This is a genomic window from Streptomyces sp. NPDC007084, assembly GCF_040703595.1.
GTDB lineage: Bacteria > Actinomycetota > Actinomycetes > Streptomycetales > Streptomycetaceae > Streptomyces.
The window spans coordinates 1-20,300 of record NZ_JBEYFY010000052.1 but is presented as its reverse complement, the minus strand read 5'-3'; the positions used below and the strand labels follow the sequence as shown (position 1 = coordinate 20,300).

17 protein-coding genes and 4 pseudogenes are annotated in these 20,300 nt (G+C 73.6%); 7 read left to right on the top strand and 14 right to left on the bottom strand.

Annotation, left to right across the window (positions count from 1 at the left end; all coding sequences use genetic code 11):
- Positions 1-10: 10 nt before the first annotated feature.
- The 5 genes from AB0912_RS28855 to AB0912_RS28835 all read right to left on the bottom strand — a co-directional run bounded on the left by AB0912_RS28855 (position 11) and on the right by AB0912_RS28835 (position 4,111).
- Positions 11-406 carry a helix-turn-helix transcriptional regulator gene (locus AB0912_RS28855; protein WP_366704867.1) on the bottom strand — a complete coding sequence of 132 codons (396 nt, stop codon included), beginning with the start codon at positions 404-406 and terminating at the stop codon, positions 11-13.
- A 121-nt stretch (positions 407-527) separates the two neighbouring features.
- The gene (locus tag AB0912_RS28850) at positions 528-659 is read right to left on the bottom strand and encodes a hypothetical protein (RefSeq protein ID WP_366704865.1); all 132 of its coding nucleotides are present in this window, start codon (positions 657-659) and stop codon (positions 528-530) included.
- A gap of 178 nt (positions 660-837) precedes the next feature.
- Positions 838-2,196: a dipeptidase gene (locus tag AB0912_RS28845; RefSeq protein ID WP_366704863.1), complete on the bottom strand. Its 1,359-nt coding sequence runs from the start codon at positions 2,194-2,196 to the stop codon at positions 838-840.
- A 2-nt stretch (positions 2,197-2,198) separates the two neighbouring features.
- A complete protein-coding gene (locus tag AB0912_RS28840; RefSeq protein WP_366704861.1) occupies positions 2,199-2,639 on the bottom strand; it encodes a hypothetical protein in 441 nt (146 codons plus the stop codon).
- Positions 2,636-4,111, bottom strand: coding sequence for an APC family permease (locus AB0912_RS28835; RefSeq protein WP_366704859.1), 1,476 nt, complete (start codon positions 4,109-4,111; stop codon positions 2,636-2,638). The genes AB0912_RS28840 and AB0912_RS28835 overlap by 4 nt, the downstream gene beginning before the upstream one ends.
- Positions 4,112-4,907: 796 nt before the next feature.
- Between AB0912_RS28835 and AB0912_RS28830 the strand changes: the two genes are divergently transcribed.
- On the top strand, positions 4,908-6,158 hold the full coding sequence (locus AB0912_RS28830) for a threonine/serine exporter family protein (protein WP_366704857.1): 1,251 nt from the start codon (positions 4,908-4,910) through the stop codon (positions 6,156-6,158).
- Between the two features lie 45 nt (positions 6,159-6,203).
- Here AB0912_RS28830 and AB0912_RS28825 read toward each other — a convergent pair whose 3' ends face one another.
- Positions 6,204-7,610 carry a hypothetical protein gene (locus tag AB0912_RS28825; RefSeq protein WP_366704917.1) on the bottom strand — a complete coding sequence of 469 codons (1,407 nt, stop codon included), beginning with the start codon at positions 7,608-7,610 and terminating at the stop codon, positions 6,204-6,206.
- Between the two features lie 494 nt (positions 7,611-8,104).
- Here AB0912_RS28825 and AB0912_RS28820 point away from each other — a divergent pair.
- Positions 8,105-8,656, top strand: a pseudogene (locus AB0912_RS28820) (hypothetical protein); the annotation flags it as partial.
- 663 nt (positions 8,657-9,319) lie between these two features.
- Positions 9,320-9,976, top strand: a pseudogene (locus AB0912_RS28815) (molybdopterin-dependent oxidoreductase); the annotation flags it as partial.
- Positions 9,977-10,442: 466 nt separating this feature from the next.
- Here the strand turns inward: AB0912_RS28815 and AB0912_RS28810 are convergent.
- From AB0912_RS28810 to AB0912_RS28800, 3 genes and pseudogenes are all read right to left on the bottom strand, one after another.
- A complete protein-coding gene (locus AB0912_RS28810) occupies positions 10,443-11,300 on the bottom strand; it encodes a methyltransferase domain-containing protein (RefSeq protein WP_366704915.1) in 858 nt (285 codons plus the stop codon).
- A gap of 530 nt (positions 11,301-11,830) precedes the next feature.
- Positions 11,831-12,418, bottom strand: a pseudogene (locus AB0912_RS28805) (DUF2064 domain-containing protein); the annotation flags it as partial.
- A gap of 263 nt (positions 12,419-12,681) precedes the next feature.
- Positions 12,682-13,359, bottom strand: a pseudogene (locus tag AB0912_RS28800) (glycosyltransferase family 2 protein); the annotation flags it as partial.
- 111 nt (positions 13,360-13,470) lie between these two features.
- Here AB0912_RS28800 and AB0912_RS28795 point away from each other — a divergent pair.
- Both AB0912_RS28795 and AB0912_RS28790 read left to right on the top strand, forming a co-directional pair.
- The gene (locus AB0912_RS28795) at positions 13,471-14,322 is read left to right on the top strand and encodes a response regulator transcription factor (protein ID WP_366704855.1); all 852 of its coding nucleotides are present in this window, start codon (positions 13,471-13,473) and stop codon (positions 14,320-14,322) included.
- Entirely contained in the window at positions 14,319-15,434 is a 1,116-nt protein-coding gene (locus tag AB0912_RS28790) for a HAMP domain-containing sensor histidine kinase (protein ID WP_366704853.1), read from the top strand. The genes AB0912_RS28795 and AB0912_RS28790 overlap by 4 nt, the downstream gene beginning before the upstream one ends.
- Before the next feature lie 116 nt (positions 15,435-15,550).
- On the opposite strand, the gene AB0912_RS28785 is transcribed toward AB0912_RS28790, so the two are convergent.
- From AB0912_RS28785 to AB0912_RS28775, 3 genes are all read right to left on the bottom strand, one after another.
- Positions 15,551-16,546, bottom strand: coding sequence for an NAD-dependent epimerase/dehydratase family protein (locus tag AB0912_RS28785; protein WP_366704851.1), 996 nt, complete (start codon positions 16,544-16,546; stop codon positions 15,551-15,553).
- A gap of 125 nt (positions 16,547-16,671) precedes the next feature.
- Entirely contained in the window at positions 16,672-17,016 is a 345-nt protein-coding gene (locus AB0912_RS28780; RefSeq protein ID WP_366704913.1) for a hypothetical protein, read from the bottom strand.
- 499 nt (positions 17,017-17,515) lie between these two features.
- Positions 17,516-17,872 carry a MerR family transcriptional regulator gene (locus AB0912_RS28775; RefSeq protein WP_366704849.1) on the bottom strand — a complete coding sequence of 119 codons (357 nt, stop codon included), beginning with the start codon at positions 17,870-17,872 and terminating at the stop codon, positions 17,516-17,518.
- 472 nt (positions 17,873-18,344) lie between these two features.
- Here AB0912_RS28775 and AB0912_RS28770 point away from each other — a divergent pair, with 472 nt between their 5' ends.
- A complete protein-coding gene (locus tag AB0912_RS28770) occupies positions 18,345-18,719 on the top strand; it encodes a hypothetical protein (protein ID WP_366704847.1) in 375 nt (124 codons plus the stop codon).
- Positions 18,720-18,881: 162 nt separating this feature from the next.
- Here the strand turns inward: AB0912_RS28770 and AB0912_RS28765 are convergent, their stop codons facing one another.
- Positions 18,882-19,196 (bottom strand): SCO5918 family protein, encoded by a 315-nt coding sequence (locus AB0912_RS28765; protein ID WP_366704845.1) that lies wholly within the window; start codon positions 19,194-19,196, stop codon positions 18,882-18,884.
- 184 nt (positions 19,197-19,380) lie between these two features.
- Positions 19,381-19,587, bottom strand: a complete 207-nt coding sequence (locus tag AB0912_RS28760) for a hypothetical protein (RefSeq protein WP_366704911.1) — start codon at positions 19,585-19,587, stop codon at positions 19,381-19,383.
- 532 nt (positions 19,588-20,119) lie between these two features.
- On the opposite strand from AB0912_RS28760, the gene AB0912_RS28755 reads away from it, so the two are divergent.
- Positions 20,120-20,300 (top strand): hypothetical protein (locus AB0912_RS28755; protein WP_366704843.1); only part of this gene is annotated, 181 nt, incomplete at its 3' end.

Sequence of the window (20,300 nt, the reverse complement as noted above, 5' to 3'; positions counted from 1 at the left end):
CGGGGCCCGGTCAGGTGCGGTCGATGTGCACGTTGGTCGACTTGACCCGGGCGGTGGCCTCCATGCCGACCTCCAGGCCCAGTTCCTCGACGGCCTCGCGGGTCAGCAGGGAGACCAGCCGGTGCGGTCCCGCCTGGATCTCCACCTGGGCGGCGACGTCTCCGAGCTTGACGGCGGTGACGATGCCGGGGAAGGCGTTGCGCACGGAGGTGTAGGAGGGGACGCCGTCCTCGCCGCCGGTCCCGGCCAGTTCCACCGAGAACGCGGCGAGGTCGCGGCCGTCGATGAGCCGACGGCCGCCCTCGTCGCGATGGGTGGTCATCCGCCCGGCATCCGCCCAGCGCCGGGCGGTGTCGGGACTCACCCCGAGAAGCCGGGCGGCCTGGCCGATGGTGTAGGACTGCATAGGCGCGACCATAGGCAGGTGGTCCACGCCCCTGCAAGCCGGGCCGGACGGGCCTCGTGACCCCCTGTCCGAACAGGTCGCGGGCGGCCGGAGACCCGGCGGCCGAGGGGGCGGGGCGGGCTCAGAGCGCCGAAACCTCGCCCGCGTACCGCACGCTGATGTGCCGCGCCCAGAACGGGCCGAGCGCCTTCTCCGGCACCGGTCCGGCCGTCGCCGGGTCGGCCGTCGCCGGGTCGGCGACGCCGAAGACCACGAACCGCTTCGCTCGCTCACCCGTTCCTCCCCGTCCGTCCGTCCGTCCGCCGAGCGGTCGTCGCGGTGAGGCGCCCCGACCGATACGGGACGCCCGGGGCGCACGTCCCGTATCGGTCGCCTTCATCAGGCTTCATTCGGCTTCATCAGGCTCCATTTGGCTTCAGTCCGGGGCGAGTTCAGCGCGTGGGCCTGCCCTGGGCCGCGTACGCGCGCAGGAACAGCGCCTCGACGAGGGCCATGTGCTCGATCTCGGACGGGTCGACGCTCTCGTTCGGGGCGTGGATGAGACAGCGCGGCTCCTCCACGCCCATGAGGATGATCTCGGCGCGCGGGTAGGTCTCGGCGAGGACGTTGCACAGCGGGATGGAGCCGCCCTGGCCGAGGAAGGCCATCGGCCTGCCGTAGACCTCGTTCATGGCGTCGCCGAGCGTGGTGTAGGCGGGGCCGTCGGTGGCCGCCCGGAACGGCGCTCCGGCGCTCTCGTCCTCGACGCCGACCCGCGCTCCCCAGGGCGCGGCCTCGGTGAGATGCCGGGTGAGGGCGGCGCGGGCGGCGACCGGGTCCATGCCGGGCGGCACGCGCAGGCTCACCCGGGCCCGGGCGGTGGGCGGCACGGCGGCGGCGGAGCCGACCACCGGAGGGCAGTCGATGCCGAGGACGGTGACGGCGGGGCGGGCCCACAGCCGGTCGGCCACCGAGCCGGTGCCGGTCAGCCGGACCCCGTCGAGCACCCCGGCGTCCGCGCGGAACTGCTCCTCGTCGTAGCCGGCCCCGTCCCAACCGCCTTCGCAGTCCAGGCCGTTGACGCGGGTGGCGCCGGTCTCCGGGTCGCGCAGGGTGGCGAGCATCTGGACGAGCGCGGCGAGGGCGTCCGGGGCGGGGCCGCCGAACATGCCCGAGTGGACCTCTCCGGCCAGCGTGTCGACGGTGACGACGACGTTGGCGAGGCCGCGCAGGGTGATGGTCGCGGTGCCGGTGCCGACCTCCGCGTTGCCGGTGTCGCACACCAGCAGCGCGTCCGCGAGGAACTGCTCCGGGTGCCGGGCCACGTACTGCTCCAGACCGCCGGTGCCCTGCTCCTCGGACCCCTCGGCGACGAACTTGACGCCGACCGGGATGTCGTCGCCGAGGGCGCGCAGCGCGGTCAGGTGCATCACGATGTTGCCCTTGCAGTCCGCCGTGCCGCGCCCGTACCAGCGGCCGTCGCGTTCGGTGAGGGTGAAGGGCGGGGTGGTCCAGGCGTCGTCGTCGAGCGGCGGCTGCACGTCGTAGTGGCAGTACAGCAGCACGGTGGGGGCGCCGGGCGGGGCCGGGCGGTGGCCGATGACGGCGTGGCTGCCGTCGGGCGTCTCGGCGAGGTGGACGTCGTGCAGGCCGGCCTCGGAGAAGGCGTCGGCCACCCAGCGCGCGGCCCGGTGGCACTCCTCGGCCGGGTACTGGCGGGGGTCGGCGACGGACGGGATGGCGACCAGTTCGGTCAGGTCCGCCTTGGCGCGGTCCATCAACCCGGCGACTTTCGCGGCGAGTTCGGACATGCTCAGCGCCTCCGTACGGTGTCGTCGGTCTTCAGGTCGGCCAGCTTGTCCTTGATCTTGTCCAGCTTGTCCGGGCAGTAGATCTCCAGGATCGTGGCCTCCGCGGCGAGCGCCCTGGTGTCGCCGATGACGGGCCGCTGGCCGACGAACGCGGCGCCGTTCGACAGGTTGATCTTCCACAGCGCCGACTTGAGGGCGCTGGCGGGATCGTCGCAGACCAGGCCGCCGTCGGTGCCCAGCAGGCGTTCGATGGCCCGGGTGTCGGGGCGCGGGTAGCCGGCCTCGACCGCCGCGTCGGCGAGCCGGTTGGCCTTGCTCGCGGCCTTGCTGCTGGTGGCGACGGTGGCGTACCGGATGAGGCCGGTGACGGCGAGCGCGAGCAGGACGACGATGGCTCCGATGTAGATCCATCTGTGCTCGGAGGCGAACCGGGTGGGACTCATGACGTGGCCTCCTCTTCGCGCGCGGCCTCGGTCTGCCAGGCGGGCTTTCGGAATTTGAGGAACGCCCAGGGGATCAGCAGACCGAGGATGATCAGACCGGCGCCGATGATGCAGACGTACGCGAGGACGCTGCCGCCGCCGAACTGCGAGGGCGGGACGAAGCCGATGGCGAGCGCGGCGGCCGAGGCCAGCAGGCCGACGACGCACAGGACGTTCAGGGCGGGGACGCGGTAGCCGCGGGGGTGGTCGGGCTGGTTCTTCCGCAGCCGCATGGCCGCGACGAACATCAGCAGGTAGACGATGAGATAGACCTGCGTGGTGATGGTCGAGAAGATCCAGTACACGTTCGAGACGTTCGGGATCAGCGCGTACATCAGCGCGATCACCGTGGTCACGACGCCCTGGGTGACCAGGATGTTCTGCTGGACGCCGAAGCGGTTGAGCTGCTGGAGGAACGGCGGCAGGTAGCCCTCGCTGCGGGAGATCTCCAGCAGGCCCTTCGATGGCCCGGCGAGCCAGGTCAGCATGCCCGCGAGCGACGCGGAGATCAGCATGATCGCCGCGATCGGTGTCATCCAGCCGATGTGGAAGTACGAGAAGAACGCGTCGAACGCCTGCATGACACCGGCGGTGAGGCTGGTCTGGTTGGACGGCACGACCCAGCTGATGGCCAGCGCGGGCAGGATGAAGATGAGCAGCACCAGGCCCATGGCCAGGAACATCGACTTCGGGTATTCCTTCGCCGGGTTCTTCAGCGAGGAGACGTGGACGGCGTTCATCTCCATGCCGGAGTACGACAGGAAGTTGTTGACGATCAGCACCAGGCTGGCCAGGCCGGTCCACTGCGGGAGCAGGTGACTGGTCGACATGGGCGCGGCGGAGGGGTTGCCCTGGCCGAGGAAGACGAGGCCGAGGACGACGAGGATCGTGCCCGGCACCAGGGTTCCGATGATCAGGCCCCAACTGGACAGTCCCGCGAGGGCCTTGGTGCCGCGCGAGGACACCCAGACGCCGGTCCAGTACAGGACCATGATCACGATGGCGGTGTAGAGGCCGTTCGAGGCGAGGGACGGATCGATGATGTACGCGAGGGTGCTCGCCACGAAGGCCAGCAGGCTCGGGTAGTAGAAGATCGTCATCGCGAACTGGCACCACACGGCGAGGAATCCGAGCGGCTTGGACAGCCCCTCGCTGACCCAGCGGTAGACGCCGCCGTTCCAGCCGGAGGCCAGTTCGGCGGAGACCAGGGCGGTCGGCAGCAGGAAGACGACCGCCGGGACCAGGTACAGGAACACGCAGGCGAGTCCGTACACGGCCATCGTCGGCGCGGCCCGCAGGCTCGCCACCGACGCGGTCGTCATCAGGGCGAGGGTCACCCACGTGAGCCTCGGCGCGGCCGGAACCGCCCGGGCGGCCTGAGCGGCCCGCGCAGTCTGCCGCGGTGCGTCCGCGGGCATGTCCATCGAACTCATCGGACCCCTCCCTGAAGCTGAAACGACCAGATGCCCAAAGCGTCGGACGGGGCAGCGGGGGGTGCACGGTGGGTGGGCCGTTTGGGGGGTGGGGGGGGGATGGTTGGGGGCGGGGGTGGGGCCGGCACTCGTGCCGAGCGGGGACGGACGACCGGCTCCGGAGGCCGGCTTTTCCGGGCCCGCTCCGGGCCACCTTGCCCGGTTGGGCAGCCTGCCGGGTCGGGGCGCTCTGCCCGGGTGGGGAGCCTTGCCCGGCCGGCTCGTATCGCCGGGGCGGGCCGCCTGCCTGGTCGGGTGGGTCGCCGGGGCGGGCCGCCTGCCTGGTCGGGTGGGTCGCCGGGGGACCCACATCGCCGCTCGGGCCGCCCCGGCCGGTTCCTCGGCGTCACCTGGCGGGTGACCCGTAGCGCCCGGCCCGGCGGATCCATCCAGTGGGCCCGCCCGCCTGGCCCAGCGGACTCCTCCAGTGGGCCCGCCCGCCCGGTCCGGAGGGGCCACCGACTGCCCCCGCTCCGCCCGGTCCGGAGGGGCCACCGACCGCCCCCCCGCCGCCCGTTCCGGCGGCGCACCGATCGAGCCCGCACCGCCAGGGGCGACCCCCCTCACTCGTTTGGGCCGCCCCGCTAGCCCCCGCCCAGCGGCACCCCCACGCTGAAAGTCGCCCCGGTCGTGCGGGGCCGTTGCCGGCGGCCGTTGCCGTTGGCCGGTGCCGGGTCCCGATGGTGTGGCCCCGCCGGGCGGCGGGCGGAGTTTTGCGGGGGGCCGAGGGAGGGGTCATGACAGTGGACGCGCGCCCATGACAGCCGCCGTGGACGCGGTGGCCGCCCCCGACGAAGTCGCCGCGTTCCTCGCCCGGTTGACCGGGCTGCTGCTGAGGTCGAGCGGCGAGGGCGCCGTCCTGATCGAGCGCACGGTCCGGGACACCGCGCACGCGCTGGGCGCGGAGGCCACCGTCCTCCTCGTACCGGACGGAGCGGCCCTGACCGTCACGGCGGGCGGCACCACCCGGACGGTGGCCCTGCGCGGCTTCCCCGAGGTGTTCCGGCTGGACCAGGTGGTCGCGCTGAAGCCGCTGGTACGGGACGTACGGTCCGGGCGGATCTCCGTGCCCGAGGCGGACCGGCGGCTCGCCGCGATCGAGTCGTCCCGGCCGCCCTACCCTTGGTGGCTCAAGCTCCTCGGCATCGTGCTCTTCACGCTGGGCTTCGCACCGCTGATGCAGGCCACCTGGTACGAGATCGGCGCGACGGCGGTCCTCGGCACCGTCGCCGCGGTCCTGGCCCTGACGGCGGACCGCCTCCCCCGGTTCGGGGCGGTGCTCCCGGTGGTCGTGTCGACGGCCGTGTCGGTGATCACCGTCGAGGTGTTCGCACGGGACCTCAGCCACGGCGGCCCCGTCCTGCTGATGCTGCCCGCCCTCTTCTACTTCGTCCCCGGCGACTACCTGAGCGCGGCCGCCGCCGAACTCGCCGCCGGCTACATCACCACCGGCGCGGTCCGGCTCGTCTACGCCGTGTTCCTCCTCGTCCAGCTCTACCTCGGCGTTCTGCTGGGCCTCGCCCTGACCGGTACCTCGACCCGCTCGCTCTTCGACGTCACGGCCACCGCCGATCTGCCGCGCTGGGCGCTGTTCCTCGGCTGGATCGTGTTCACCGTGGGCACGCTGCTCGCCTTCGCGATCCCGTTCCGGCTGCTGTGGCCGCTGCTCGTGCTGGTGTACGTCACGGTGGGCGTGCAGTCGCTGGTGACGAAGGCGATCGGCGAGACCGGCGGCACGTTCGTCGCGGCGGCGGTGCTGGCGGCGGTGGCGACCCGGCTGACCCTCCGCGCGGACCGGCCGCCCCGGCTGGTCCTCCTGCTGCCGGGCTTCTTCACCCTGACCGTCGGCTCCCTCGGCATGCGCGGCCTGACCACGCTGGCGGGCGGCCATGTCATCGCCGGCTTCCAGGACCTCCTGAAACTCGTCACGATCGTCACGGCCATCGCGGTCGGCATGGTCTTCGGCGCGACCCTGGCCCAGCCGCGCGCGACCCCGGGAGAACCATGACCGAGGAGCCCGGGTGTCCCGTCCCGGCCCGCGTGCCCGGGGTGGTCACCAGCCCGTCAGCAGGAGGTGGTTGAGGAGCAGGGCGAGGGTCGCCTGGGCGATCAGCCAGGCGCGAGGACGGGGGAGGAACGCGGCGGCCGGAAGCATCCACAGGACGAACGGCAGCCAGATCCGTTCGGTCTCCGCCTTGCTCATCCCGGAGAGGTCCGCGAGGAGCAGGGCGATCAGCGCGGCCACGACGAGAACGGCCAGCCGGGGACCGCCACTTCCGGGCCCGATGTCGGTCTCGCTGCCGGCTCCTGTGTCGGTCGCGGTGCCGGCCGTGCCCGGGCCGGTGCCGCCCCTGTCGTCCGTGCCCTGGGTCCTGGTGGCGGGCACCGGCGTTCGGGTACAGACCGCCGTGGCCAGGTGTACCGTCGCCCATCCCGCCCGGCGCAGCCCCGCGACGGACGCCGGCCCGGCGATCAGCACCGTGCAGGCGAGGTTCGCCCAGACCCAGTAGCCGTACGGCCGGACGCCGCCCGCTCCTTCGAAGTAACGCGTGACCAACAGGCGATATGCGTCCCACCAGTTGAAGCCGAAAAGCGTGAACACCACAGGGACGACGGTGAGTCCGGCCAGGACGAAGGGCAGCGGACGGAGCCGGGAGCCCGTGCCGAGCAGCACCGCCGCGCCCGCGATCACGGCGAACAGCGTCAGGCCGTACGAGAGATACGCGGTGAGCCCGAGAAGGAGCCCGGAGGCGAGGCCGGCCGTCCGGGGGCGGTGTCCGGAGACGGCGAGGGCGAGCAGGGCGACGGCCGAGGCGGCGACGGCGGCGAAGTAGCCGTCCGCTGAGGTGCCCATCCAGACGGCCGCCGGGGCGAGGACGAGGAAGGGTGCGGACCGCCGGGCGAGTGCTTCCCCCGCCAGCGTCCGGATGGTGACCAGCACCGCCGGTGCGGCGGTCGCGCCGACGGTCACACACCAGACGCCCGCCCAGGCCCCGCCGCCGAGCCCGATCCGGTCGAGGTACACGAAGGTGAGCGTGGCGGCCGGCGGGTGCCCGGCGATGTGCGCGGGCCAGTGGTCGGGGGAGTGGAGCAGGATGTGGTTCGTGAAGTCGCGCAGGGCTGCCGGGATGTCGTGGAAGCGGTTCACCGGGGAGATGACCTGGAGGTACTCGTAGCGCGCGGTGAGGCGGCCGGCCACGCCGCGCTGCCAGCCGTCGATCAGCGCGAGGGAGAACGTCCACACCGTCCCCGTGCCCCAGGCCGCCGGCAGCAGCCACCGCCAGGACAGCCGGGCGGCGAGCGGCGGTCCGTGCACGACGACGGCCGCGGCCACGGCGATCGCGGCGGCGGTGCCTGGTCCGACGTGGGGTCCCCAGCGCCCGTACAGCGGAGCCGCGCTGACGAACAGGGTGCCGTAGTTGTGCTCGATGGCGTATCCGACGACCGCGGCCGTCGCCACGAGGAGCGCCGCGCCGGCCGCGACGGCTAGGTCGCCGCGGAGTTGCCGGGGCCGTTCGCCGAGGAGGGGTCCGGACAGTTCGCCGGAGCGGGCGCGCGCACGGGCCCGGTGGGCGGCCGGGGCCAGTACCTGTGTCAGGCTGCGGGCGGGGCGGGCCGGGGAGGAGCCGCCGGAGCCGTCCCGGGCGGTGTTCGGGGGCGGGTCCGTGGTGGATGCCCCGCGCGAGAGTGAGGGTGCGGGTGACGGTGACGGTGGGGGCGGGGGCGGGGGCGGGGCGGGAGAAGGGACAGGGGACGGGGCAGATGAGGCGTCCTGGGCGCGGTCGTCGAGCAGATCGCGGGGGAGGCGGCCGGGGACGTCGCGGGGAAGGTCGCGGTTCACCCTCGCACGCTAGGCCGGACAGCCCCCGAAAGGGCCGGGCCAGGGGTGGGCGTCAGAGTTTCGTCATGGGTTGAGAACCCGTTCGGGGGGTGCCCGCGGCCTACGGTCGGTTCATGCCTCGGTCTCCCTCGTCCCCCGCGTTCTGGCGCAGCCCGCTGCGCGGCTCCTGGTTCACCTCCGTGCTCGGCCTGGTGCTGCTCGTCGGTATCACGGTGATGTTCGTGACCGGGCTGCTGTCGTACGCCGCGTACAACCCGAACCTCGCGGCGGTGAACGACAAGACCCCCGACAAGGGGCTCCTCGGCTTCTACCTGTTCTCGTGGCCGACTCACCCGGTCTGGCTGTACCGGCTCACGCAGGGCGTGCACGTCACGCTCGGCATCACGCTGATCCCCGTCCTGCTGGCGAAGCTGTGGTCCGTCGTCCCCAAGCTGTTCGCGCTGCCCCCGGCCCGCTCGCTCGCCCACGCCCTGGAACGGCTCTCCCTGCTGCTTCTCGTCGGCGGCGCCCTCTTCGAGTTCGTCACCGGCGTGCTCAACATCCAGCTCGACTACATCTTCCCCGGCTCCTTCTACACGCTGCACTTCTACGGCGCCTGGGTGTTCATCGCGGCCTTCGTGACCCACGCCGTCCTGCGGGTGCCGACGGCCCTGCGCAATCTGCGCGGGAGGCGACAGCGGGGTGAGTGGGGCGAGGGCGCGGGTGCCCACTCCGAGCGGACGGGCTCGGCGCCCTCGCCGACGGACACGGGACCCAATCTTCTCGGTGCACCGCCCGGCCGGCCGGGCTCGGCGTCCGAGGGGGCTGGTCCGGTGGCGAACGGCACTGAGCCGACGTCCGACGGCAGTGGGCCGGCGTCCGACGGCAGTGGGCCGGCGTCCGACGGCAGTGGGCCGGCGTCCGGCGGGTTTGGCGCGGCATCCGGGGAAGCGGCCTCCGAGCCCGGCGGGTTTGGCGCGGCATCCGGGGAAGCGGCCTCCGAGCCCGGCGGGTTTGGCGCGGCGCCCGGGGAACCCGCCTCCGAGCCCGGCGAATCCGGCTCGGCACACGGCGAATCCGGCGTGACGTCCGGCGGACCCGTCTCCCACCCTGGCCCGCGGGCCGCCCCGCCGGGTACCGAGTCAGGTCTCCCGGAAACGGGGCCCGGCCACCGGGGCTCCGACCCCAGCCCATCGGAGGCGATCCCCCAACGGCCGGGCCCTGCCTCCGGACGACCGGGTCACCCGGCCCGACCAGGCCGGCCGGCGGAGGCGCGCTCGCCAGTTCGGTCGGCGGAGCCGGTCCCGGCGGGTGAGCGGGCCGGGGCCCGTGAACCAGCGCGTCCCGAGGACGAGTTGATCTCCCCCGACCCGCTGCCGGCCACCGTCTCCCGGCGTGGCGCCCTCGCCTTCGTCGGCGGCGGGTCCCTGCTTCTGGCCGCCACCACCGTGGGCCACAGTTTCGACGCGCCGGTGCGGGAGACCGCGCTGCTCGCCCCGCACGGAGGCCCCGAGCCCGGCTCCGGCCCCGGCGCCTTCCAGATCAACAAGACGGCCGCGTCACGGGGCATCCACCGGACGGAGATCAGTGAAGAGGTCTGGCGCCTGGTCGTCCGGGGCAACGGACGGACGGCCAGGCTGAGCCGCGCCCAGCTCGGGGAACTCCCCCTGCACGAATCCGCTTTGCCCATCGCCTGCGTGGAGGGCTGGTCGACAGCCGACCAGGCGTGGCGGGGTGTACGGCTGCGGGATCTCGCGGGGCTCGTCGGCTACGACGGCGACGCGGCCCCGGACGTGGTCGTGGAGTCGTTGCAGCGGGCCGGGGCGTTCCGGGTGGCGGCCCTGCGGTACAACCAGGTCCGCGATCCCCTCTCCCTGCTCGCCCTGGCCGTGAACGGCGCGGACCTGACCCCCGACCACGGTTACCCCGCGCGGATCATCGTCCCCGCCGCGCCCGGTGTGCTGAACACCAAATGGGTCGCCCGGATGACGTTCGGAGCCCTGTGATGACACGACGGAGCCCTGACATGCGGGAGAAGACCGGGGCGCGGCGCCGGCTCGCGAGGCGCCACGGCCTGGACGGGCTGCTCCGGAGGGCCGCGGCGCGGGGACGGCGGATCGGGGAGCGGGTCGGGGCGCGGCTGCCGGATCGGCGCCCGGTCACCGTCCGGGAGGTGATCGGCAGCCCTCTCCAACTCCTGATGTTGGCCTTCACGTTCGCACTCTCCGCCTACGCGGCGGTGCGGCTGCTTCAGGGCGACTGGACCAGGGTGGCGCTCTGGTTCGCCGGCGCCGCGGTCCTGCACGACCTGGTGTTCGTGCCGTTGTACGCGGGCGTGGACCGGACTGTGTCCCGGACGCTGAAGGCGACGGGCCACCGGAACCGGACGATGTACGTCCGTGCTCCGGCGGCCTTCTCCGGCCTCCTGCTGCTGATCTGGTACCCGCTGATCAGCGGTCAGGTGGCCGACCACTACCGGTCGGCGACCGCCTTGCCAGGGGACGGCTTCCTGGCCCACTGGCTGCTGATCACGGCGGCGCTGTTCGCGGGGTCCGCGCTGTTGCTCGTCCTGCGGTCCGTGCGGCGGCCCCGGCCGGGACCGTTGCGCAGCGCCACGAAGGAACGGCCGCCGGCCTCCCACTGAGCGTCCGCGCGCCAGCCGGTCCGCGCCGCGTGGCGCAGCAGGGCCGGAGTGCCGACGCGGGCCCACGGGAAGGCGGCCCGGTCGGACGCTGGCCCGCGTTCCGGTACGCCGACGCCTTCTCCTCCGTTTCCGCCCTGGCCGCCCTCCTCGGGATCGCCGAGGGCGTCACTCAGAGCGCGCTCGGGGTGTGCGGCGCTGACGATTCGGACGTCCACCCGTTCGTCCACGTCCGCGCCCGCCACCGTCTCGGCGATCAGCAGCCCGCGAGGGGCGAGCAGTTGGGCGGTGCGGTGCAGGAGAGCGGCCGGGTCGCCGCCGATGCCGATGTTGCCGTCGACGAGGAGGGCGGTGCCCCAGCGTCCTTCGCCGGGGAGCGGCTCGAAGACCGACCGGTGCAGGGCCTGGCCGCCGAGCCGCACGGTCCGGGCGACGGCGGCCTCGCTGACGTCGATACCGAGCGCGGGCCGTCCCCGGGCGGCGAGTTCCGCCACGAGCCGGCCCGGCCCACACCCCACGTCGAGCACGGCGCCCTCGCAGTACGCCAGCAGTTGGAGGTCCACGGCGTCCGCCCGGGCGCACCAGCGCTCCACCTCCAACGGGAGCAGCCAGCCGTCGGTACGGCGCAGGAACAGAGGCCCGCGTTCGGCACAGAGCGCGTCCGCGTAGGGATCGGCGGCCCAGGGCAGGACGTCGGGCCCACCTCCAGCCCCACCCCAGCCCCGGCCTCCGGTCCGGTCTTCGGCCCCGGCCCTCGTCCCTGTCCCAGACCTGGCCTCCGCCCGAGGCAGGCCGGCCGGCCCCGGCCGCGCCACCCTCCCAGGCCCGAGTTCCGCCCGGGGCATGGTCTCCGCGTCCGCCGGGTGTCCGGCTCCGGTCCAGGCGGACGCCCCGGGGTCGGCCTCCGCCCCGGCGGAATCCACCCCTGACGTGGTGTTTTCCGGGACCGGGCGGGGCCGTCGGGGGCCCGTTACGCCGGGCGGTGTCGCACCGCGCGCGGCGCTCATCGGGCGGCGCCCTGTCCGGCGGCCGGCCGCACCGAGTCCCGCGCCACGGCCTGCGCGGGCACCGGGTCCGAGGCCGGTTCGGTGCCCGCACCCGCACCCGCACCCGTAGCCGTAGCTGGGGCAGGGCCTGTGACCGTCACCGGACACCGCACAGGACCCCTCGTCGGAGACTGCACCAGCCCCGTCACCGGAGACTGCGCCGGGCCGCCCCGCAGGCGGGCCAGTTGTGCCGCGAAGGAGCCGTGCGGTGCCGCCGAGGCCACCGCCGTCGCGTCGGGTGCCGTGTCCACGTCCCGCAGCCGGGGCAGGTCCGTGACGCGCAGCCCGGCCTCGACCAGCCGCGCCCGCTGCACCGCACCCGTGGTGTCCGTCGACATCGGCACGCCCAGCAGCAGCGCCGGATCGGGCTCCGCCAGGCCCAGCGCCCAGAAACCGCCGTCCTCGGCCGGTCCGAAATACGCGTCGCAGCCCGCGAAGTCCACGGTGAGCAGCTCGGGCGTCACCTGGGGAGTGTCCATGCCGACGAGCAGCGCGGGGCCGTCGCAGCGCGCGAAGGCCGCGGCCAGCCGTTCGTCCAGGGTGCCCGCGCACTGCCGTACGACGTCGAAGCCGTCCGGCAGCCAGGCGCCGGGCGTTCCGTCGAGGACCAGTACCCGGCGCCGAGCGGGCGTGGCCGCCACCGCACGCAGGGTGTCAACGAGAGCCGCTTCGGCGAGCGATGCCGCTTCCTCGGGGGTGAACGCCGGTGTCAGCCGGGTCTTCACCCGGCCGGGCCGCGGTTCCTTGGCGATGACGAGCAGGGTGACGCCCTCGGGACCTCGGGGATTCTCCGGACACGCGGGGTCGACGGTGCTTGCGGGGCTCACTGGACGGATCCTCCTCGGGGTGTCGCGGGCGCCGACGCCGGTACACGAGCCGGCGGGGGAGCGGTGGCCGAGGCGGGCACCGGCGTACGGTCCTGGTCCTCGGCGCCGTCGAGCACTGCCTGCGAGGGCGCACCGTCACCACCGGCACGGGTACCGGCACGGGAACGGATGCCGGCCGCGGGCCGGTCGGCAGACACCGGCGGCTCGGCCAGTACGCGGCTCATGTCCCGGACCGCCTGGCAGGTACCGCGCCAGGTCCCGGTCACCTTGGAAGCACCCGTGCGCGGCAGATACGGCACGTCGTGCTCGGTGACGCGCCAGCCGGCGTCGGCGGCGCGGACCACCATCTGGAGCGGGTAGCCGCTCCGCCGGTCGGTGAGTTCCAGCCCGAGCAGCGCCTCACGGCGGGCGGCGCGCAGCGGCCCGAGGTCGCGCAGCCGCAGCCCGGTCCGGCGCCGGAGCATCCGGGTCAGCGCGAGGTTGCCGGCGCGGGCGTGCGGCGGCCAGGCCCCGCGTTCCCGCGGCCGGCGTCTGCCGAGCACCAGATCCGCCTCGCCCGCCAGGACCTCGGCGACAAAGGGCTGGAGCAGGGCCGGGTCGAGGGAGCCGTCGCAGTCGCAGAAGCAGACGATGTCCGCCGTGGCCGCGGTCAGCCCGGCGTGGCAGGCGGCGCCGAACCCGCGGCGTTCCTCGCGCACGACGGTGGCGCCGAGTTCGCGGGCCAGTTCGGCGGAGCCGTCCGTGGAGCCGTTGTCCACGACCAGGGCCCGCCAGGTGGGGGGAATGCGGGACAGCACCCAGGGCAGGGCGCCGGCCTCGTCGAGGCAGGGCAGGACCACGTCGACGTCCGGGTTCGGTACGGGAAAGGTCGTCACGGCCTCACCCTACGAACGCGAAACGGACATACCGGACTTCGGGACCTTACGAAACTCGGACGTCGGCCGCGGGCAGCCGCGCCGGAGCCGGCCCGGTGGGACGCTGGAGCCATGCATCGACCGCACGAATCACCAGGTACCGGCACCGACGAGGGGCAGAGCCCCGGCGCCGGTGCGCGTGCCGGCGCCGGTGTCACCGCGAGGAAGGAGCCGGCTCCCGGCGTGGCGGCCCCCCGGGTCCTCGTCGTGGACGACGACCCGACCGTGGCCGAGGTCGTGTCCGGGTATCTCGGCCGAGCCGGCCACCTCGTGGACCGCGCCGCCGACGGCTCCGCCGCGCTCGCCCTGGCCGCCGCGCACCGGCCCGACCTGGTGGTGCTCGACCTGATGCTGCCCGGCATGGACGGCCTGGAGGTGTGCCGCCGGCTGCGCGCGCAGGGGCCCGTGCCGGTCATCATGCTCACCGCGCGCGGTGACGAGGACGACCGGATCCTCGGCCTGGAGGTCGGCGCCGACGACTACGTCACCAAGCCGTTCAGCCCCCGGGAACTCGTCCTGCGTGTCGAGTCGGTGCTGCGCAGGGCGCGTCCGGCCGTCACCGCGCGCCCGCTGAGCGCCGCTGGGCTCACCATCGACCCCTCGTCCCGCCGCGCCGCGAAGAACGGCGTCGAACTCGCCCTCACCCTGCGGGAGTTCGACCTCCTCGCCTTCTTCCTGCGGCACCCCGGACGGGCGTACGCGCGCGAGGACCTGATGCGGGAGGTGTGGGGCTGGGACTTCGGCGACCTGTCGACGGTCACCGTCCATGTGCGCCGGCTGCGCGGCAAGGTCGAGGACGACCCGGCGCGCCCCCGCCTGATCCAGACCGTGTGGGGCGTCGGCTACCGCTTCGACGAGAACGGCGCCGGGACCGGGATGCCCGCTTCCACCCCCGCCACGCGCCAGGAAGAGGCCCGCCCGTGAACGCGATACTGGCCATGGCCCTGTACGCCTTTCTGGGCGCCGCCGCGGCGGGCCTTGGCGGTGCGGGGGTGCTGTGGCTGATCCGGCGCCGTTCGCTGACCGCCTCCCTGGCGGTCGTGGCGGCTGTGGCGGTCTGCGCGATGCTCGCGGGCACGCTGGTCGTGGCGTGGGCGATGTTCCTGTCCTCGCACGACCTGTATGTGGTCACCACGGTCGTCGCCATGGCGGCCGTCGTCTCCCTCGCCACCGCGTTGCTGCTCGGCCGCTGGGTGGTGGCCCGGAGCAGGGCGCTGACGCTGGCCGCCCGTTCCTTCGGTGACGGCGGCGACTTCGCGGCGCCGACGGGCCCGGCGACGGCGGAACTGGCCGCGCTCAGCCGGGAGTTGGCAGCCACCAGCCGGAAGCTGGCGGAGTCGCGGGAGCGTGAGCGTGCCCTGGAGACCTCGCGGCGCGAACTCGTCGCCTGGATCTCGCACGACCTGCGTACTCCGCTGGCGGGGCTGCGGGCGATGTCCGAGGCGCTGGAGGACGGGGTGGCGGCGGACCCGGACCGCTATCTGCGCCAGATCCGTACGGAGGTCGAACGCCTCAACGGCATGGTCGGCGACCTCTTCGAGCTGTCCCGCATCCACGCGGGCGCCCTGGCCCTGTCCCCTTCCCGGGTCTCCGTCTACGACCTGGTCGGCGACGCCCTCGCGGGGGCGGACCCGCTGGCCCGTGAGCACGGCGTGCGGCTGGTCGGGGACCGTGTCGAGCAGGTGCCGGTCGAGGTGGACGGCAAGGAGATGAGCCGGGTCCTCGGCAATCTCCTGGTCAACGCGATCCGCCGCACCCCCGCCGACGGCACCGTCGCGGTCACCGCCGAACGCCGCGAGGCGGGAGTCGTCCTGTCCGTCACGGACGGCTGCGGCGGTATCCCGGAGGAGGACCTGCCGCGTGTCTTCGACACCGGCTGGCGCGGCACCCACGCCCGCACCCCGCCCGCCGGAGCGGGCCTGGGCCTCGCCATCGTCCGAGGCATTGTCGAGGCCCACAGCGGCCGCGCCGCCGTCCACAACGTCCCCGGTGGCTGCCGCTTCGAGGTGACCCTCCCGATGTCGGCGGGGGCGTGAGCGACCTTCCCGATGTCGGCGGGGGCGTGAGCGACCTTCCCGATGCCGACGGGGTGTGAGCGACCCTCTCGATGCCGACGGGAGCGCGGACGAAGCCTCCTCCTGCCCCTCTCGCCCTACTCCCCCCGCAATCGCGCCCCCGCGAACTCCCGCATCCCCTCCGTGAATCCGGTCTCCGCCTTCCAGCCCAGCTCGGCGCGTAGCCGGGCCGAGTCGGCGGTGATGTGACGGACGTCGCCGAGGCGGTACTCGCCGGTCACGACCGGCTCGGGACCGCCGTGGGCGGCGGCCAGGGCGTGGGCCATCTCGCCGACGGTACGGGGCTCGCCGCTGCCGGTGTTGTAGACGGTGAGCGCGCCCATCCGCGGGCTCGCCTCCAAGGCGGCCACGTTGGCGGCGGCCACGTCCCGCACGTGGACGAAGTCCCGGCGCTGGCCGCCGTCCTCGAAGACCCGGGGCGCCTCACCGCGGGCGAGCGCGGAACGGAAGAAGGAGGCGACACCGGCGTACGGGGTGTCGCGGGGCATCCCCGGGCCGTAGACGTTGTGATAGCGCAGCGACACCGCGGAACCGTCCGTCGAACGGGCCCACGCGGCGGCGAGGTGCTCCTGCGCCAGCTTGGTCGTCGCGTACACGTTGCGCGGGTCGGCGGGCGCGTCTTCCGCCACCAGCCCGGGCGTCAAATCCGCACCGCAGCGCGGACACCGCGGCTCGAACCGGCCGGCGTCCAGATCGGCGGCGGTCCGCGGACCCGGTCGCACCACACCGTGCCGCTCGCACGCGTAGCGCCCCTCGCCGTACACGACCATCGACCCGGCGAGCACCAGTCGCCGTACCCCCGCGTCCGCCATCGCGGCGAGCAGCACGGCCGTGCCGAGGTCGTTGCGCGACACGTACTCGACCGCGTCACCGAACCCCACGCCAAGGCCCACCATCGCGGCCTGGTGGCAGACGGCGCCGACGCCGACGAGCGCGCTCTCGACCGCCTCGGCGTCCCGCACGTCCTGCCCGTCCCGCAGGTCGAACACGACCGGTTCGTGTCCGCGCGCCCGCAGCGCGTCCACGACATGGCCTCCGATGAATCCGGCTCCGCCGGTTACCAGTACACGCATGCCCTGCACGCTAGGCGCGGCACCCCCGTCCGCGGCGGTACCGCGCCCGACACGTCACTGCTCCGTAAGGCCTCGACGCCGGTAAGACCCGGGGGGCGAGGACCTCGGCATCGTGGCGACGCGGTTCACATGCGCAGCAGCCGCTGGGTGATCTCCCGGTACTCGCGCAGCGCGTGGCGGAGTTCGTCGCCCTGGGTCTCCGGGTCGCGGTCCTGCCAGTTGTCGTGGAGGGCGGCGCGCCGCTCGGTGAGGGCGCTCATGACCTGGGCAGCCGCCTCGTCGAACGCGGTCTCGGCCTCGCCGAGCGCCTCGCGCGGGCTGGTGGCGAAGGTGTTGAGGGCGTGGTTGAGCCGCTGGGTGAGTTCGCCCCGCTCGTCCGGCCCGAGCAGCGGCTCGGGGCCTGTCTCCCGCCGCCCGGTGGACCCGGACTGCCGGTCCGGAGGCTGCTGGGCGCGTGTCTGGTCGTACATCATCGTGGGCCACTTCCTGTACGTCGTACCGGCCGGCCGCGCGGGGGCGTTCGGCGGGTACGGTCGGGGGCCCGCCCGCGAGGGGCTGCCGTCGCGACGACGGTCACCGTGGTGACGTGGTGACGTGGTGACCGGTTCGCGGACCGCCGCGCCGGTCGTGTCGGTGACCGCGGCTGCCCGGTTCGTCGCTGAGGCATGGGCCGGCTGTGCACCGGGCTGTCAGTCAACGCCGGGTGGGTGCCGGTGTCAACGCGGTCCACGGCCCCGGCCGCGCCCGGCCGGTCCCCGGAGCCGTACGCACGGAGCCGTACGCACGGAGCCGTAGGCACGGACTCGTAAGAACGGAGCCGTACGGGCATGGGGGCGACCCGGGTCCGTACCTGCACGGGCGACCACAAAGCCCCGAATCCCGGGGTGCCGGGGTGCCGGGGTGCCGAGGTCCCCGAGTCCCGAGGTCCCGGAGTCCCCGTACGTTCAGGGGCCCGCGTCCCGTACGGGTTCAGGCGGTGGCGGCGCCGGCGTCGGCCCCGTCCGTGGCGCCCCGCGCCGCACGCCGGTACTCGGCGTTGATGCGCTGCGCTTCTTCGAGCTGGTCCTCAAGGATGACGATGCGGCAGGCGGCCTCGATCGGGGTGCCCTTGTCGACCAGCTCGCGCGCGCGAGCGGCGATCCGGAGCTGGTAGCGGGAGTAGCGCCGGTGGCCGCCCTCCGACCGGAGCGGGGTGATCAGGCGGGCCTCGCCGATCGCCCGCAGGAAGCCCGGCGTGGTGCCGAGCATCTCGGCCGCCCTGCCCATCGTGTACGCGGGATAGTCGTCGTCGTCGAGACGACCACTGAGTGGAGTGTCCGCTGTCATTTCACCTCGTTGTGGCACGCGTCGAGGGGCCCCGATGCCGTACGGCACCAGGGCCCCGAAGGAAATTGAACACCATCTGCCGGCTCTACTGCGGAGCCGACCGTCTGTTTCCGCTTCCAGGCCCGAGTGGCGGGCGGGAGAGCGGGGATCGCGGTTGCGTGACCGGGGACCACCTTCCAATCCTGGGCCTTGCGGTACCCGCGCCCGAAGCCTCTGGGGCCACTCTCGGACGGGGCGATCCTGATGGCGTCTGCTTCCTCAGTCCTTCCTTGAACGGTTCTCGTGCCGGTCCAGCGCGTGTTTCCCGCGGCCCGGCGATGCCTACAAGAGAAACCCTAGCCACGCCACCGCGCGATGTCTACCGTCACCACGATAGATTTCGGTTCGCGCGTGTCGCAGAAATTGTGCGGCCCGCGGTGAACCGGGAGAGGGGCGGGGCGGCGGGTGGGGCGCCTGAATAGAATCGGCTCCCATGTCGAACCCTGACGAGCTGCTCGTTGACATCTCCGCCATGGTGGAGACCGGGCACAGTACGCAGATGTCGTTGACAGTGGTGGTCGGCGGCACCGTCATCACGGGCCGGCTGGCCCCCGAAGCGGTCTGGCGGGAACGGGTGTCGGAGGTCCTCAGGGACTCGGACCGGCTCGGCCCGTTCTCCGGCATCTTCGACACGGGCCGGACGGCGGCCCGTTCCGAGGCCGCCCCGCGACCCACCCACCTGCACTTCCACCTCGCCCGCATCCTCCAGGGCAGCGTCGGAATCCCCGAGACCGGCGGCATGTACCGCGTCGCGATCAAGGACGTCGGCGCGTGGACGGTGGGTGACTTCAGCTACTCCGACCAGTGAGCCGGTGAGCCCGTCCGACGGGCGAACGTGAAGGTGAACGTCAACGACATGAGGGCCCCGCCGACGGATGCCGGCGGGGCCCTCATGGGTTCTGCTCTCGGTGCTGCTCGCTACTGTTCGTAGCCGCTCGGCACTGTCCTCGGGCCGCGAACGGCCCTGACCTCACGCTTCGAGCGGCGCGGGGCTCCCGAGCAGCGCGGAAGCGTTCTGCATCGGGCTGAGCGCACGCGGCGGAGCGGCCACCTCGGGGGTACGGCAGGTGAAGCCGAGGCGGGCCATGGCGCGGGTGACCTCGCCGCTGGTGAAGTCGCGGCGGTCCTGCCGGGTGATGACCTCGCCGACCTGCTTGACGGGGTAGTGGCAGCGGCCGATGATCACGGATTCCCCCGTGACGGGTTCGGGCTTGACGCCCTTCATCGAGTCCAGCACGCCGCTCTTGGTGAGATCGAACGGGAAGCGGGCGATGACACAACGCATGGGTGCCTCACAGGTGACGGGGGACGGTACGGGGTGGAGACGGGGAGACGAGAGTGCGGCCGGATGACGGCGCGATGTCGGCCGGGCGTGTCTGACCGGACTGACCTGACCTGACCTGACCTGACCTGACCTGACCGGGCCGGCCTCGCGGCCTGCCGGTGTGCGGCTGGGCCGGGCCGGACGGTCAGCCGGAGAGCGCGAGGGTGCCCGGACCGCGGAGCCGGCCGAGGACGTCCCGTACGCGGAGGTGGTCGGTGTAGGCGGAGCCGTCGCGGACGGCGGCGAGCTGCGCCGCGGTGACCGAGTCCGTGCACTGGTCGTCCTCGTCGCAGACGAGGAGGTGGGTGACACCGGCGCTCGCCATGACGGACAGCGCCACCTCGACGGTCATGTCGGCCCCGACACGCGGCGTGGAGGAGTCCTCACGGCCGACGAGACCCAGGGGTCCGACGAGACCCAGGGGGAAGGACCCGGCGGCACGTGTACCCGGCTGCCGGTCCTGCTGCCTCGACGGAAGCTGAATGATCGTCAAAGGGTGCCTCCTGCGGCGTGGTTGCGAAACGGACGTACGGAGGGGGGTCGGTGCGGACCGGGCCCCGGAAGTCCAGGCCCTGGGAGCCCAGGCCCGGGTAAGCCCAGGCCCCTGAAGTCCAGGCCCCGGGAGACCCGACCCGGGTGAGCCCAAGCCCCGGAAGGCCCAGCCCGGGCAAGACCGGCCCCGGGAAAGTCCAGCCCCGGGAAAGTCCGACCCCGGAAGCCGGCACTCGGAAGGCCGGAGCCGGGAAGGCCAGGCCCAGGGAAGCTCCGGCGGGGCAAGGCCCAGCCCGGACCAGCCCAACCCGGAGTAACCAGACCACCCCAAACACGAGGAAACCGGACCAACCCGGACCACCCCCGGCTAGCGCTGCTCGGCGACTGGACGCGTGCCCGTCTCCGCGGCGGTACGGCGTCCACTCGTCTCCGCGCCCCGACGCGCGCCACCCTCGGTGCTGCGCCGCGCGCCCCCCTCGGACGTGCGGTGGGCCCCCGCCCCGGCGGGCCGGCCGCCGCCGCGTTACTCGACGTCCGTGGCCGTCGCCAAGGCCGTCACCAGCAAGCCCGAAT

Coding starts and splice junctions, on each gene's coding strand:
- AB0912_RS28840 (WP_366704861.1), bottom strand. CDS start 2,639: ATGAGTCCCACCCGGTTCGCCTCCGAGCACAGATGGATCTACATCGGA.
- AB0912_RS28855 (WP_366704867.1), bottom strand. CDS start 406: ATGCAGTCCTACACCATCGGCCAGGCCGCCCGGCTTCTCGGGGTGAGT.
- AB0912_RS28795 (WP_366704855.1), top strand. CDS start 13,471: ATGCATCGACCGCACGAATCACCAGGTACCGGCACCGACGAGGGGCAG.
- AB0912_RS28785 (WP_366704851.1), bottom strand. CDS start 16,546: ATGCGTGTACTGGTAACCGGCGGAGCCGGATTCATCGGAGGCCATGTC.
- AB0912_RS28830 (WP_366704857.1), top strand. CDS start 4,908: ATGACAGCCGCCGTGGACGCGGTGGCCGCCCCCGACGAAGTCGCCGCG.
- AB0912_RS28845 (WP_366704863.1), bottom strand. CDS start 2,196: ATGTCCGAACTCGCCGCGAAAGTCGCCGGGTTGATGGACCGCGCCAAG.
- AB0912_RS28835 (WP_366704859.1), bottom strand. CDS start 4,111: ATGAGTTCGATGGACATGCCCGCGGACGCACCGCGGCAGACTGCGCGG.
- AB0912_RS28765 (WP_366704845.1), bottom strand. CDS start 19,196: ATGCGTTGTGTCATCGCCCGCTTCCCGTTCGATCTCACCAAGAGCGGC.
- AB0912_RS28775 (WP_366704849.1), bottom strand. CDS start 17,872: ATGACAGCGGACACTCCACTCAGTGGTCGTCTCGACGACGACGACTAT.
- AB0912_RS28770 (WP_366704847.1), top strand. CDS start 18,345: ATGTCGAACCCTGACGAGCTGCTCGTTGACATCTCCGCCATGGTGGAG.
- AB0912_RS28760 (WP_366704911.1), bottom strand. CDS start 19,587: ATGACCGTCGAGGTGGCGCTGTCCGTCATGGCGAGCGCCGGTGTCACC.
- AB0912_RS28780 (WP_366704913.1), bottom strand. CDS start 17,016: ATGTACGACCAGACACGCGCCCAGCAGCCTCCGGACCGGCAGTCCGGG.